Annotated in this window: 12 protein-coding genes and 1 pseudogene; 2 read left to right on the forward strand and 11 right to left on the reverse strand. The window is 61.2% G+C overall.

All coding sequences use genetic code 11. The features are described 5' to 3' along the window. Positions 1-33: 33 nt before the first annotated feature. Together P0M04_RS26400 and P0M04_RS26405 are read right to left on the reverse strand one after the other, a co-directional pair. Positions 34-1,464, reverse strand: coding sequence for a tyrosinase family protein (locus P0M04_RS26400; RefSeq protein ID WP_259451287.1), 1,431 nt, complete (start codon positions 1,462-1,464; stop codon positions 34-36). A 346-nt stretch (positions 1,465-1,810) separates the two neighbouring features. Beyond that, the gene (locus tag P0M04_RS26405; RefSeq protein WP_259451286.1) at positions 1,811-2,878 is read right to left on the reverse strand and encodes a choice-of-anchor Q domain-containing protein; all 1,068 of its coding nucleotides are present in this window, start codon (positions 2,876-2,878) and stop codon (positions 1,811-1,813) included. A 547-nt stretch (positions 2,879-3,425) separates the two neighbouring features. On the opposite strand from P0M04_RS26405, the gene P0M04_RS26410 reads away from it, so the two are divergent. After that, a complete protein-coding gene (locus tag P0M04_RS26410) occupies positions 3,426-4,016 on the forward strand; it encodes a methyltransferase domain-containing protein (RefSeq protein ID WP_259451285.1) in 591 nt (196 codons plus the stop codon). On the opposite strand, the gene P0M04_RS26415 is transcribed toward P0M04_RS26410, so the two are convergent. Next, on the reverse strand, positions 3,967-5,127 hold the full coding sequence (locus P0M04_RS26415) for a DUF3466 family protein (protein WP_259451284.1): 1,161 nt from the start codon (positions 5,125-5,127) through the stop codon (positions 3,967-3,969). The genes P0M04_RS26410 and P0M04_RS26415 overlap by 50 nt on opposite strands. Before the next feature lie 1,149 nt (positions 5,128-6,276). Here P0M04_RS26415 and P0M04_RS26420 point away from each other — a divergent pair. Continuing rightward, positions 6,277-6,819, forward strand: coding sequence for an NAD-binding protein (locus P0M04_RS26420; RefSeq protein ID WP_259451283.1), 543 nt, complete (start codon positions 6,277-6,279; stop codon positions 6,817-6,819). A gap of 198 nt (positions 6,820-7,017) precedes the next feature. Here P0M04_RS26420 and P0M04_RS26425 read toward each other — a convergent pair. From P0M04_RS26425 to P0M04_RS26460, 8 genes and pseudogenes are all read right to left on the reverse strand, one after another. Beyond that, a pseudogene (locus P0M04_RS26425) lies at positions 7,018-7,734 on the reverse strand (NAD(P)(+) transhydrogenase (Re/Si-specific) subunit beta); the annotation flags it as partial. Next, entirely contained in the window at positions 7,731-8,078 is a 348-nt protein-coding gene (locus P0M04_RS26430; protein WP_259451282.1) for an NAD(P) transhydrogenase subunit alpha part 2, read from the reverse strand. The gene P0M04_RS26430 and the pseudogene P0M04_RS26425, both read right to left, overlap by 4 nt. A 16-nt stretch (positions 8,079-8,094) precedes the next feature. Continuing rightward, the gene (locus tag P0M04_RS26435) at positions 8,095-9,213 is read right to left on the reverse strand and encodes a Re/Si-specific NAD(P)(+) transhydrogenase subunit alpha (protein WP_259451281.1); all 1,119 of its coding nucleotides are present in this window, start codon (positions 9,211-9,213) and stop codon (positions 8,095-8,097) included. Between the two features lie 348 nt (positions 9,214-9,561). Further along, positions 9,562-10,515: an FAD binding domain-containing protein gene (locus P0M04_RS26440; RefSeq protein ID WP_259451280.1), complete on the reverse strand. Its 954-nt coding sequence runs from the start codon at positions 10,513-10,515 to the stop codon at positions 9,562-9,564. Beyond that, positions 10,512-11,162 (reverse strand): aldehyde dehydrogenase iron-sulfur subunit PaoA, encoded by a 651-nt coding sequence (paoA, locus tag P0M04_RS26445; RefSeq protein WP_259451279.1) that lies wholly within the window; start codon positions 11,160-11,162, stop codon positions 10,512-10,514. The genes P0M04_RS26440 and paoA overlap by 4 nt, the downstream gene beginning before the upstream one ends. 4 nt (positions 11,163-11,166) lie before the next feature. Beyond that, positions 11,167-11,601 (reverse strand): (R)-mandelonitrile lyase, encoded by a 435-nt coding sequence (locus P0M04_RS26450; RefSeq protein WP_259451278.1) that lies wholly within the window; start codon positions 11,599-11,601, stop codon positions 11,167-11,169. A 44-nt stretch (positions 11,602-11,645) separates the two neighbouring features. Continuing rightward, positions 11,646-12,482, reverse strand: coding sequence for a carboxymuconolactone decarboxylase family protein (locus P0M04_RS26455; protein ID WP_371877361.1), 837 nt, complete (start codon positions 12,480-12,482; stop codon positions 11,646-11,648). Then, positions 12,463-12,939 carry a (R)-mandelonitrile lyase gene (locus tag P0M04_RS26460; protein WP_259451277.1) on the reverse strand — a complete coding sequence of 159 codons (477 nt, stop codon included), beginning with the start codon at positions 12,937-12,939 and terminating at the stop codon, positions 12,463-12,465. Before P0M04_RS26460 ends, P0M04_RS26455 begins: the two co-directional genes overlap by 20 nt. Between the last annotated feature and the right edge of the window lie 212 nt (positions 12,940-13,151).

Below are 13,151 nucleotides of genomic sequence, written 5' to 3' on the forward strand. Positions count from 1 at the left end.
GCCTGCCGCAACGCTCGCAACGGGCGTGCGCGACTAAGCGTCGTTGTCCTCGGTCGAGAGTTCCAGCCGGACTTCGCCGAGGCCGATGACCTGGCCCGTCGGACTCTGGTCACCATCGACCCGTACAAACGAGACGGACAGCAGGCCAATCCTGGACGCCACCCCGGCAAATATGGCACGCCTTATCCGGTAACGCAACCGGACAGGTGTCCCGTGGTGCGCTGCGCCGCTGATTTCGAAGGCGCCGACGGTACCGATGGGAATGGCCTGCGACCTGCCGAATGCGTCCGGCGGGAGGTTCAGGTCGACCCGGTAGTAGTATCCTCCGCGCTTTGCGGCCTCGGTGATCATCACGTTATCAAGGACGACCTGGACGGAACGATAGCGTTTCGGACTGGCGCGCAGGATGGCGGCGGCCCCGGTCCCGATCTGCGCCAGGGCCAGCATGCTTTCCGAACCCACCGGCAACTGCACACCGATTGACCTCTCGTCCAGGTGGACATCGAGCGCGCCGCTGATCGAGAACGTCTGCTCGCTCGTCTCCCGTGTCGGCGATATCTTGAACGAACCGAGCGGCGGCTGCATTCTCGCGGGTTCGTTCGGCGCGGCCTGTACAAGATCCGGGGTGGATAGCGCGGATCGGGCCAACGGCAGCCCGGTCGGGAAGCTCTCGTTCTGGTAGCGGTATCCCAGTGTCGTCCGCGTGCTGTAGGTGTACGACCGAGGCATCGTCAGCGTACTCGTGTAGATATGCGACCCGGACCAGTAACCGCTGCTCAGGGCGGGCATCTTTCGTCCGTTGCCGGCGAGGACCCAGGCCACCCAGAATCTGTCGACATTGGCATGGTGCAGCCAGAAAATCGGGTCCGTCGGCGACAGCATATCCGACATCACACCGCCGATGATGTTGTGGACCAGATTATGGGGTGCCGATTCGAAGCTGGGCTCGAATGCATTGGGACTATTCGTCGGGAAATTGGTGAGGCTCGAAGAAAATGGCGCCATGCTCAGCGCTTGCCGGACGTTATTGTTGACCCGGGATTCGTAAAGTGGATTGCCGCCGTATAGATTCGTGAACTCGGCCGGCAATGTCGGGTTCGTATAATAATCCCAATACGGCAGGACGAGTTGCGGATCGCCGCAAACCGCACGCAGCCGGCGCTCGAAATAATAGATGTAGCCGCGGTGCCATGCAAAAAAATACGGAATGGAATGCGGGCATCGGTTCAGGTGAATATTTGTCCAGTAGGCCCAGCTGTTTGGATCGGTAGCCTGCGTATTGGCTTTCATGAGCTTTACCGCTCTCAGGAATGAATCATAGCGCGGCGTCGTCTTGAACGCCTGCCACTCCGGGCGAACCATTAATGTCGTCTGACCAAATACTTTAGGAAAAATTGTCGATGTTCCGAGCAACATCGCGGACCGCTGCATAAATTGTCTTCTGCCCACCAGATCATGCCTCATCATGCGCTCCTTGAAATGCCTACATGTCTCGAACAGCTACACCCTTTGAAAATATGCCGGCGATAAATTGCCGGCAATTGGACGTCATCTCTTCTGAAATGCATTTGCCTACGCTATTCTCGCCAATAACGGGATTTTTGATTAACTTCATGTGCTTCAGAAGCGGGACGTGGCTTGGCGAAATCCGTATTTAAACGCTTCGAATTTCAATGCCATTGACGTTTTTGCGCAATTCAGAAGCCGATATGAAAACACCCTACGAGCCTGGGCTTCGTAGGGTGTAGAGGGACAACGGTATTGTCGCGTCGGGACCGCGCCGGCGCGGCGGCCGGCGCTCTCGACAGTTTTAGTAGAGGTTGGTCTCGTAGGCGCCCATGTCGATGCGGGCGCCGCGGGCCTTGCCGTCGAAGTCGGTCTGGGGCGCGTAGGTGGTCTGGCCCTTGCTGATGGCCGGGGACGTGGTCTTCAGGCGGTAGTTGCCGCCACCGTTGGAGATATAGCTGACGAACTGCGGGTCCGCGCTGATGATGCCGGTTTTGGTGGCGCTGCTCGGGCTGGCCAGGTCGAAGTTGGTGCGGTTCGCATAGACCAGGTTGTTGGCGACGCTGTTGCCGACGTCTTCGGACGCAATCGGGCCCTGGATGCCGCCGCCGTTCGCATAAATGATGTTGTTGTGGATCTGGATGCCGCGGGTCGGGCAGCCATTGTTATAGGCTTCCTTGCAGCCGCCGAAATACACGCCGTAGCCGGCGTTGGCGAACAGGGTGTTGTTCATGACCAGAATGTTGTGGTCGTCATGGCCCATGTTGATGCCCTGGCTGGTGCCGTTCACCACGTTGTTCATGATCTTGCCCGACGACGAGTGGTAGATGCCCTGAATCCAGCCGCAGCCACCGCCGACATTGTTCACCCTGTTGCCGATGATGTCATAGTTGCTGTAGGCCGAACCGCGGCCCTGATCGGCGACGATGCCGCCGCCGCCACGGTTGTCGCAGCCGGAGGCCATCGCAACGTCGTGGATCCAGCTGTTCTTGACCGATGAATTGCCGCCATTGAGATAGATGCCGACGCGCGTGGTGCTGCTGCCGTAGCCATTGAATTGGAAGCCGTCGATGTCGGTATAGCCGCCCCTGGCGGTCCACATCGTGTAGGCGCTGCCGACCGGACGCAGGATCGCGCCGTACTTCGTGTCCGAGACAAAGCGGATTCGCGCGGTCGAGGTGCCGTTCACGGTCGAGGTAACGGTCTCGGCGTAGGTGCCGGGCGCCACGTGGACCGTATAGCCGGGTCGTGCCAGGTTGGCGGCGCGCTGGATGGTACGGAGCGGGGCGGCGCTCGACGTGCCTGCGTTGGTATCCTTGCCTGCGGTCGACACATAAAGGTCGGCGGCCGAGGCGACGGTACAAGTCATCATTGCTACTGCAAAACCGGCCAGCAGGGGGGTGGTCAACGCGTTGGTTGCAAACGAAAAGTTCTTCAAGGGAAAGCCACTCATCAAGAAACGAAGGAGCAACTTTGACGGAAGGAAACTTCCAAAGTTCAACGTTTTGCGAAATAAATTTTCTCTGTGTAATATTTTTCTACGGAAGTTTCACGCAGACTATAGGTCGTCGTGTTCATATAATTCCGCGCGGTAGCATGAGCCTCCCAGCCGTCCATCGATCGTAACGAAACCGACAATGCCCTCTGCAAGTCGCTACGCCAACATCACCGACCCATGTTTCGACAGTAGCAGCGCCGTTTTGAACCGGCGAGCATAGTGCGGCTTGACCCTCGATAAAGGTAGCGCTCCCGAAGATCGGGAAAATAGACAGGTTCCCAACTTCCGCTCATTCGCCGGAATTGAAATGGCTCACCACACTGAATCGTCCCGTGTCCTATTGCAAGCCAGAATTGGCACTTGGCTGAGAAGGCCGCTCACCCATAAACTACGCTCGCTTTCGAATAAGGCTGGGGGTGCCATGAGCTGGATGGAGGACCAGCTATTCGAAAAATGGCACGGGCTCGACTGTAGCGGCTTTATCGACAGGCACGAACTCGAAACGAGCTATTCCTCGGCGCTCGCGCACTCACGGGCCTATCAGGCCGTTACCTGCGTGGCGATCCGGGAGCTGCTCGACGAGGCCAGGAAGACCGGTATCGTATTCGACCATTTCATCGATCTCGGCTCGGGCAAGGGAAAGGCGTGCTTTTATGCTGCCGCCAAATACCGGTTTCGACGGCTCATCGGCGTCGAGTTTTCGGCACCGCTGGTGCGAGCTGCAGAACGTAACATCATGAAGTTCGGCGTTGATAATATTTGCTTCGTCAACGCCGACGCAGCAGGTTTCTCCCTGCCTGCCGGAGACAACCTTGTCTACCTGTTCAACCCCTTCGGCGAGGCGATTCTCCTCGAATTCCTGAAGAATAATATGGACAAGTTCAGGCGCAGCCGGTCGATCATCGCCTACGCCAATGACAAGCACCGGCTTTGCCTCGCAAAAGCCGGTTTTGTCACGCTCTTCAGGAACCAGGACTCCCAGAGCTCGCTTCACCAATACCCATCTCATTGAGCCGCTGCGATGCCGGCGGGCAGGGCCGGCCCCTGCCACGCAGGCTCAAGCCAAGTAGCACGAGTCCAGTCAGCAGCATCGCATCGGTTCGCGGCTCAGGCACGTTCGACACGGCGTCAAGCAACAACGCCTGGCACGAACCCCGGTTGCAGCCATAAGCGGCAATCTGCTGCAGGTCATTGATGGCAAAGGCGGACTCGATCGTCCAGCCCGAAGCCGGGTCGACCAGGCTGTCCAGGTCGACCATCGCGCCATCCTCGTACAGAATCGCCCGGGTTTCCTTGTTGGCGACTTCCGACCAGCCGACGACCTGGCCGGTGCTGTTGATGTCGTAGGCGCCGCTCGATCCCTGGCCGGTGAGGGAGCCGAGGTCGGTCATCACGCCGGCGGCGTACACGAAGGCGTGATCGATATTGACTCCCGCGTTCGACCAGCCGACAACGATGCCGCTGTCGTTGATGGCCTGCGCGACGCTGAATGCGCCGGTGAGCGAGCCCAGATCCGTCATCACGCCGGAGGCATATGCGAAGGCGTGGAACTGGGGCAGGGGAGTGGCGCCTGCCAGCGATCCGCCAACCGCGACGCCGGCATTGTTGATGCCTTCGGCACGGCTGAACACGCCGTCGGGGAGGGTGCCGAGGCTGAGCATGCCTGTGCCCGGCGAATACAGGAAAGCGTAGCTGCCGTCAGGGCCGTCGGCAACGCCGGCCACCTGGCCTTTGTTGTTGATGGCGGCAGCGCTGCTGTTGTTGCCACCCAGCGTGCCGATGTCGGTCATCGCGCCGTTGGCGTAGACGAACGCACGGGTATTATCGGCCGCGTCGGCGGACGCCCCGACGACGGCGCCCGCATCGTTGATGCCGCGCGCGCGGCTATATGTGCCACCAAGCGTGCCCAGGTCGACGAAGCGGGCGCCCGAGTAAAGAAAAGCGTGCGTCGTATCCCCAGCGGTGAAGGATCCGACGACCTGACCGCTGCTGTTGATGCCGGCCGCCATGCTTCCGGCCGGGCCGATAGGGGTCACAACGTATCGGATGTCGGCATGTGCCGCCAGGGGAGCGAGCAGGAGGATGAGGGACAGGACTGCCTGATGGGGGCGGCGAGCGAACATGGGGGCTCCTTAAGCGCGATGAATGACGATATGATGGGAGCCTATTAGGTCTCGAATGAGGCGTTCATGCGATATGTCGTCGTGCGGGCGATTGATTGCGCCGAATCGCCAAATCGACATTAGGAAAAATAATGTCGAGTTCGGGTTTCGACGGCATGTCTACACGCCCGTCAGCGTAGCGACAGGCGGCGAGACTGGATGCCCTGCAAGCCGTCGAATCGCGCTCATCTTCGCAACGGGCGCTTGCCAGTTCCACCTGACCGTGGCAATGCACGGTGCCCGGAGCGCCGTCGGGCGTTGCGCTCGGCCCCGTAGTCCTGCCAGCCAGATTGCGCGCATCTTTGCGCGGACTTCGGAAAAATTTTCCGCTGGATCGGCACCACACCGCCGGGAGCGGCCGCGCCTTCCTTGGCATGCTCCGCAAAGTCTCCAGGCAGGTCGAAGGCACGTGCCATCCTGCCTGCGGCCTTGCGCGCGGGGCATGATCCCGGCGGCGCGCCCGGCGAGGTTTCGAGCAGCGCTTCGTCCAGTTCCAGATCGACGCACCTGGGCGCTGCTCATCCTTGCGGCGGGCGAACGCGGCGTCATCGGCGATCGTCAGGGGCGAATGCGCACCACGTCGACAGCAACCGGTCAGCTCTTTGAATGCCGCTAATCCGCATCCAAAAGTCCGCAGAGAAGCGCGGCAAAATCTTCAATCACGCCGAAAGTCCGGGCGTTGCGGTCCAGGGTGCAGATCGTGCTGAAGCACGATGGAAGCCGGTGGCGGACGCTGGAAGCCATAGCGTCCTGATGCCGCCAAGGGGCGGATGTCGAGGAGGTAGATTCCACTCGGCGTTTGTACTGCCCGCGACGGCGGGGAGCCCCGGGGGCCGCCCGCAGAAACGCTATTTGACATAATATAGATTATGCGAAAATACAGCGACGCTGTAACGCGTCACGAAAATGGCCGTCCGTCTGCTGCAGACTAGCTCTCCGAAGTAAATCTTGGACATTCGAGAAGTAAATGTCTGACATTGGTCTCCTCGCACACAGGTCAAACATTTACTTCGCATCCGGCCACCCCGAGAACTATGGCGATAGATCCGCACGTCCGGTGTTCAGTGTATGGCCCACGGATGACTCTACGCGATGTCCTTGGGCCGGCACATGCATCCGGTGCAGTATGGAAGCTTGAACACGACGGGAAAACTTTTGCTAGCCCAAGGTACGGCGATCATTGTCGGGATCGGTCGGTTCGGGCAAATCGTCACTCGGATTTTGCGCGCCAGAGGTTACTTAACCGTCGTATTCGATGTGAACGTGGAGATGATCGACACCATGACGGCGCTGGGCGTGAAAGCGTTTTATGGAGACGGCGCGCGGCCGGATTTACTGGACGCTGCCGGACTGGCGAGTACACATTTGCTTGTGGTTGCCCTCGACGATCGCGAATGCATACTTTCGATCGTCGTACGAGAAACCTTCGACAGCGCAGTCCGCGCTGGCCGCTACTCCCTGGAAGCCCTTGGCACCCCGTCGGACGATGCCGAGCAGCTGATAAAAGCCTTTGTTGACGCCGACCGGCAATCCATGCGCTCACTGGCTGAACTTCATGACCCAGATATTCCACCCAACAAAAATGCCGCCTATATGGCGATGCTGAAGGAGCTGCGCAGCCAAGAAACGCGGAAACTCGATGAGGTAGCATGAGTCTCATACAGGCAGAGGACAATGCGTCATAGGGAATACAATGGAACCGCTGAACACATACGACGCCATGTCGTCCACAAGTACGCCCTCCTCCACGTACGTGCGATGGTCCGAGCTTGAGGTTGTGCCCAGCCGCATGGACGACTTCAAGACGTTAGCCGAAGAGAACCTGCGGGACACCCGCCGCAACGACTACGGCATGACGACGGGCATGTCCGCGCCGCCGATCGGGATGATGATCAACACGCCCAGCACGAACGACAGCACGGCCATGATGATGTACGGAGTCCATGCCGGCGCGGTGCCGTCGGCGAAACAGAACACGAGGCCCAGGCCGACGATGGCGAGGGCGACTATCAGGTTGATCATGTGCTGGCCCGGGTAGCGCACGGGCGCGCCCTGGAACAGCCGGAATTTATATTTGCCGGCCAGCTTGCCGAATGCGATCACGGAACCGGAGAACGTGACGGCGCCGACGAACGTGCCGATGAACAGTTCAAGGCGGTTGCCGAACGGGAGCCCTTCCTCGCGCGCGGCGATATTGAAAGCCCACGGCTCGGACACGGCCGCGATGGCGATGCACACGGCCGCGAGGCCGATCAGCGAGTGCATGGCGGCGACCAGTTCCGGCATCTTGGTCATCTCGACGCGCTTCGCCGCAATGGCACCGATGGCGCCGCCGACGACCACGCCGAGCAGCACGAGGCCAAAGCCCATGCCGCCCGTCTGCATCTGCTCCTTCAACTTGAACATCAGGGCAATGGTCGTGATGACGGCGATGCCCATGCCCGTCATGCCGAACGCGTTGCCCATGCGCGCGGTCGACGGCGAGGACAGGCCCTTCAAGGCCTGGATGAAGCACACGGACGCCACGAGGTACAGCAGCGTCACGACGTTCATGCTGATCATGTTCATGCGGCCTCCTTCGCGACGCCGACGGCATCCCCGGCGGCCGGCGCCGGCTTCGCTTTCGGTTCCTTCTTCTTGAACATCTCCAGCATCCGCTGGGTGACGAGGAAGCCGCCGAACACGTTGACGGCCGCAAGCGCGACGGCGATGGTGCCGGCGATTTGTCCCGTCAGGCCTTCCGTCAGGCCGGCCGCCAGCATGGCGCCGACGATGATGATGGCGGAGACGGCGTTCGTCACCGCCATCAGCGGCGTGTGCAGCGCGGGCGTGACGGTCCACACGACGTGGTAGCCGACGTAGATCGCCAGCACGAAAATGATCAGGTTGATGATGGTATGGCTGATTTCCATGTTTGTCTCCTTTGGTCTAAGCCGCTTTGCGCAGTGCGTCGCCGTCGATGGCGACGAGGGTCGCGCGCACGATCTCGTCCTCGCGGTCGATGACGAGCTTCCCGTCGTTGTCGATCACGAGTTTCAAAAAGTCCAGCACGTTGCGGGCGTACAGGGCCGACGCGTCGGCCGCCACGAGCGCCGGCAGGTTCGGTTCGCCGATGATCGTCACGCCATGCTTGATCACCGTCTTGCCCAGCTCCGTCAGCGGGCAGTTGCCGCCCTGCTCGATGGCCATGTCGACGATCACGGAGCCCGGTTTCATGGCGCGCACCGTCTCTTCCGAGATCAGAACGGGCGCCTTGCGGCCGGGGATCAGCGCGGTCGTGATGACGATGTCCGCGAGCTTCGCGCGCTCGTGCACGAGTTCCGCCTGGCGCCGCATCCAGTCCGCGGGCATCGGGCGGGCGTAGCCGCCCACGCCTTTGGCGATCTCGCGTTCCTCGTCCGTGAGGAACGGCACGTCGATGAACTTCGCGCCCAGCGATTCCACCTGTTCCTTCACGGGAGGCCGCACGTCGGACGCCTCGATGACGGCGCCCAGGCGCTTGGCGGTCGCGATGGCCTGCAGGCCGGCGACGCCCACACCCATGATCAGCACGCGCGCCGCTTTCACGGTACCGGCGGCCGTCATCAGCATCGGCATGAAGCGCTGGTAAGCATTCGCCGCCATGATCACGGCCTTGTAGCCGGCGATGTTGGCCTGCGACGACAGCACGTCCATCGATTGCGCGCGCGTGATGCGGGGCGCGGCCTCGAGCGCGAACGCGGTGATCTGCTGCTGCGCCAGCGCGGCGAGGTTGTCGGTATCGAACGGATTGAGCATGCCGACAAGCACGGTGTTCGGCTTCATCAGCGACCGCTCGGCCGCGTCGGGTGCCCGCACCTTGAGCACCAGGTCGGCACCGAAGGCATCGGCAGCGGTACCGATGATGGCGCCGGCGGCCACGTACGCCTCGTCGACGACCGATGCATGCAGACCAGCGTTGTGTTCCACAACAATCTGATGTTTCGTCGCCAGCTTTTTGACAGTCTCTGGCGTTGCTGCGACGCGGGTCTCCCCCAACCTTGTTTCGGCCGGTATCCCTATTCTCATGACTCCTCCTGGATTGATAAACTCCGAACCTCTTGCGTTTTATCTGGCTTCATCAGCAAGTGTCGTGCCAAGGCTTGTTTTTGCCAGCGCGCCGGGCGAGTAGCTTCTACCAGGCTGCGGGTTCGTCTGTCTCCAGGGAGTGCGCAAAGGTCCGTGCCGCGGACATGTGCGCAATATGAACGGCGAATGTATCAGGAAGAGACACATGAGTTGCCGGGATACCGCAGGGGGGGGCACCGGCTCATCGTCCGGAGGGACCGTTAAACCTCCCGGTGAGGGAATTTCCGCCGCTGACAGGCGGATCTCCCGTCAGCTGCAATAATCCATCCGTGCGTTTGGCACGTTACGTCAGCTCGTACGTGCGGACACCAGTATTGCACTGAGCGTACGCTCGACAAGCGGGACCTTGAATGCGTTGTCGCTGGTCGTCCGCGCATTTGCAAGCAACTGATCCGTGACTGCCTTGCCGCCCCGTTGCATGACCTGCTCCGCCGCCAGGACACGCCATGGCCGATGCGCGACACCCCCCAGCGCGACGCGGCCCGTACCATCCCGCTGCACCACCGCAGCGACCGACACCAGGGCAAACGCATACGAGGCGCGGTCACGAACCTTATGATAAAAGTGCTTGCCGCCGAGCGGCCGCGGAAGCGTGACCGCGGTGATGAGCTCACCTGCCGCAAGCGTGGTTTCGATATGCGGCGTGTTTCCTGGCAGGCGATAGAAGTCGGCGATCGGGATCACGCGGGTGCTACCATTCGGACGCACCGTCTCGACTTTCCCATCCAGCAGTTGCATCGCCACCGCCATGTCACTCGGATGGGTGGCGATACAGGCGTCGCTCTGACCGACGATCGCGTGACCACGGGTATAGCCGCCGATGGCCGAGCAACCCGTGCCCGGTTCGCGCTTGTTGCAAGCCTGGTTGGTGTCGTAGAAATAGGGACAGCGTGTACGCTGCAGCAGATTGCCGGCTGTCGTTGCCTTGTTGCGCAACTGGCCGGAGGCACCGGCCAGAAGCGCGCGCGACAGCACTGCATAGTCGCGACGTACACGCGCATCCGCCGCCAGATCGGTATTACGCACGAGCGCGCCGATGCGCAGGCTGCCGTCGGGTGTTGCTTCGATCTTGTCCAGGCCTAGGCCATTCACGTCGACCAGGTGCGGTGGTGTCTCGATCTCGAGTTTCATCAGGTCGAGCAAGTTCGTACCTCCAGCGATGAAGCGGGCGCCCGGTACTTTGGCTAAGGCAGCGGCTGCTTCGGCTGGAGAACCCGCGCGTTGATAAGTAAATGCCCTCATGCCTTGCCTCCGGCGACTTCGGTGATCGCGTCGATGATGTTCGAATAGGCACCGCAGCGGCAGATATTTCCGCTCATGCGTTCGCGCAGTTCGTCGGCAGACAGCATCGGCTTCGCGGTCAGGTCGGCGGTTACATGACTTGGAACGCCACGTCGGATCTCATCCAGCACTGCGACCGAGGAACATATCTGGCCCGGCGTACAGTAACCACACTGGTACCCGTCGTGCTTGACGAAGGCAGCCTGCATCGGGTGCAGCTTGTCTGGTGTACCTAACCCCTCGATCGTGGTGATATCGTCGCCCTCGTGCATGATGGCAAGGCTAAGGCAGGAATTGATCCGACGGCCGTTGATGATGACAGTGCAGGCCCCGCATTGCCCCTGGTCGCAGCCTTTCTTGGTGCCGGTCAGATGCAGGTGCTCGCGCAACATGTCGAGCACCGTTGTGCGGGTGTCGAGGTCAAGTTCATGTCCCTGCCCGTTGACGCGCAGCGCGACCTTGGACGTGACCGGCGCCGGCGTGGTTTGAGGTGCTGCGGCGCTTTGCGCTCGCGGCTGATCGGCAGCCAAGGATGGCAGCGCCGCCGCGGTGGCGGACAGTGCGCCACCGATCAGGAGGCCGCGCCGTGTTTCGTTGATGTCTTTCATTTGGTCATATTCCTGTGTGGTCGTGTGCGGACGAGTCCACCACTGCGCCGAGATAGTCGTCGTCCGTAACCTTTTCCATCCACACGACGTTAACACCGTCCAGTGCCTCCTGGATCACGATGTGGGTCATCGACGTCGTTGCGGTTGCACCATGCCAGTGTTTGTGTCCGGGCGGGCACCAGATCACATCGCCGGCGCGAATCTCAACTTTCGGTTCGCCCTCGCACTGGGTCCAGCCGCACCCGGCGGTCACGATCAATGTTTGACCCAGCGGATGGGTATGCCAAGCAGAACGTGCGCCCGGCTCGAACGTCACGCTCGCCACCGAGACCCGCGCCGGCGGAGGCGGCGCGTTCAACGGGTCGATACGGACAGTGCCGGTGAAATATTGCTCAGGGCCTCGCGTCGAGGGCTGTGAGCCCACGCGTTTCAGTTCCATGTCGTTTCCTTTACAGGTTCGAGGCGCCACGGCCTCATGTCTGCTTACTTTTCGGCGGCGCCTGATCGCTTGGCAAAGACGTCCTTGAAGACTGGCATGGCGGAGAACACATTCGGCCACCCGGCATAGAACGCCAGCTGGGTCAGCAGCTCGCCTGCCTCCTCCTGGGTCAAGCCGTTATCCATCGCGCGGTTGAGGTGGTAAGTGATCTGGGCCGTCTGGCCCGACGCAACCAGCGCGCTCACGGTGACCATGCTACGGTCGCGCGGGGCCAGGGCGGGACGCAGCCAGAGATCGCGGAACAACGCGTCGGTCGTGTACTGGACGACGCCCGGTGCGACCTTGCCGAAGTTTTCTTCGACTGTCGCGGCGCGCCTGTTTTCGGCATCCTTATCGAGCGGAAGCTGCTCGACCTTGGCCTGAGGTAGCTGATCGGCCTTGATGTGCCGCGCGGCGAACACGGGCTTTGCGGCGTCCACGGCCGCCGTGGCGTTCGGCCAACCAGAGTAGAACGCGAGGTGCGTGATGATCTCGGCGATTTCGCCTGGCTTGACGCCGGCGTCAAGCGCACGGTTCAGGTAGAACGGCAGATCCAGCGGCTGGTTCCTTGCGATCAGAACCGCGACCGTGACGATGCCGCGGTCGCGCGGCGACAGGCCAGGACGCTTCCAGACGTCTCCGAGCAACAGGTTCTGGGTGTAATGCTCCAATGCGGGTGCAACCATTTGACTCTCCTTTACAGATCGAGATGTGTCGGGGACCGACTTGCGCGCCTGGGCAAGCGCGTCGTTCGCCAGGCCGAACATGAATACGACGCACAACAGAGCGGCGACGGCGAAAGAGTTCCCCGATGTCGCGAACTTATTTGGCGTATTGTTCATCGCTGACCTTTTCGAGCCACTCGACGTTCTTGCCGCCTGCGTCATCCTGAACGGCGATGTGAGTGACGGCGGTGGTCGGTGCGGCGCCGTGCCAATGCTTGACGCCAGGCGGTGTCCAGACAACGTCGCCCGCGCGGATTTCCTGAATGCGCCCGCCCCACTGCTGCACGCGTCCCACACCGGAGGTAACGATCAATACCTGCCCGGCAGGATGAGTATGCCAAGCTGATCGGGCGCCCGGCTCGAACGTCACGGCGCCGCCGGATGTGGTCGAAGGCGAATGCGCGGCAAACAACGGATCGACGCGTACGCTCCCGGTAAAGTTCTGTTCGGGTCCCTTGACGGAGGCCTGAGTCCCTGCACGCGTGATCACCATCTCCTGGGCAGCACTGCCGGTCTGGGCGAATGCTGTAGCGCCAAGCGCAAGCGACAGGAGTATCGCGACGACTGATTTCATAAATTCCTCTTTTCCAATCCATCGCTGAATTCTCGGCGCCGCACAGGCCGCCGGATTGTTCATGCCAATATAACTTTGGCGACCCGGACCCAATAGAGCGTTTCGTTCAATGGCGTTATGAAACGCTCTCATGAATAAGGGCCTCCAACCCGCTCAAGTTACTTATGAAGCGACACCGCCACCTTCACGGCTGGCGCTCTTGTCACGAAAAA

It is taken from the genome of Telluria mixta, from assembly GCF_029223865.1.
GTDB lineage: Bacteria > Pseudomonadota > Gammaproteobacteria > Burkholderiales > Burkholderiaceae_D > Telluria > Telluria mixta.

Bases quoted from the DNA above. Each gene is read 5' to 3' on its own strand.
- P0M04_RS26440 (WP_259451280.1), bottom strand. From the start codon at position 10,515: ATGAGGGCATTTACTTATCAACGCGCGGGTTCTCCAGCCGAAGCAGCC.
- P0M04_RS26405 (WP_259451286.1), bottom strand. From the start codon at position 2,878: ATGATGACTTGTACCGTCGCCTCGGCCGCCGACCTTTATGTGTCGACC.
- P0M04_RS26435 (WP_259451281.1), bottom strand. From the start codon at position 9,213: ATGAGAATAGGGATACCGGCCGAAACAAGGTTGGGGGAGACCCGCGTC.
- P0M04_RS26415 (WP_259451284.1), bottom strand. From the start codon at position 5,127: ATGTTCGCTCGCCGCCCCCATCAGGCAGTCCTGTCCCTCATCCTCCTG.
- P0M04_RS26400 (WP_259451287.1), bottom strand. From the start codon at position 1,464: ATGAGGCATGATCTGGTGGGCAGAAGACAATTTATGCAGCGGTCCGCG.
- P0M04_RS26455 (WP_371877361.1), bottom strand. From the start codon at position 12,482: ATGAACAATACGCCAAATAAGTTCGCGACATCGGGGAACTCTTTCGCC.
- P0M04_RS26420 (WP_259451283.1), top strand. From the start codon at position 6,277: ATGCATCCGGTGCAGTATGGAAGCTTGAACACGACGGGAAAACTTTTG.
- P0M04_RS26410 (WP_259451285.1), top strand. From the start codon at position 3,426: ATGAGCTGGATGGAGGACCAGCTATTCGAAAAATGGCACGGGCTCGAC.
- paoA (WP_259451279.1), bottom strand. From the start codon at position 11,162: ATGAAAGACATCAACGAAACACGGCGCGGCCTCCTGATCGGTGGCGCA.
- P0M04_RS26460 (WP_259451277.1), bottom strand. From the start codon at position 12,939: ATGAAATCAGTCGTCGCGATACTCCTGTCGCTTGCGCTTGGCGCTACA.
- P0M04_RS26450 (WP_259451278.1), bottom strand. From the start codon at position 11,601: ATGGAACTGAAACGCGTGGGCTCACAGCCCTCGACGCGAGGCCCTGAG.
- P0M04_RS26430 (WP_259451282.1), bottom strand. From the start codon at position 8,078: ATGGAAATCAGCCATACCATCATCAACCTGATCATTTTCGTGCTGGCG.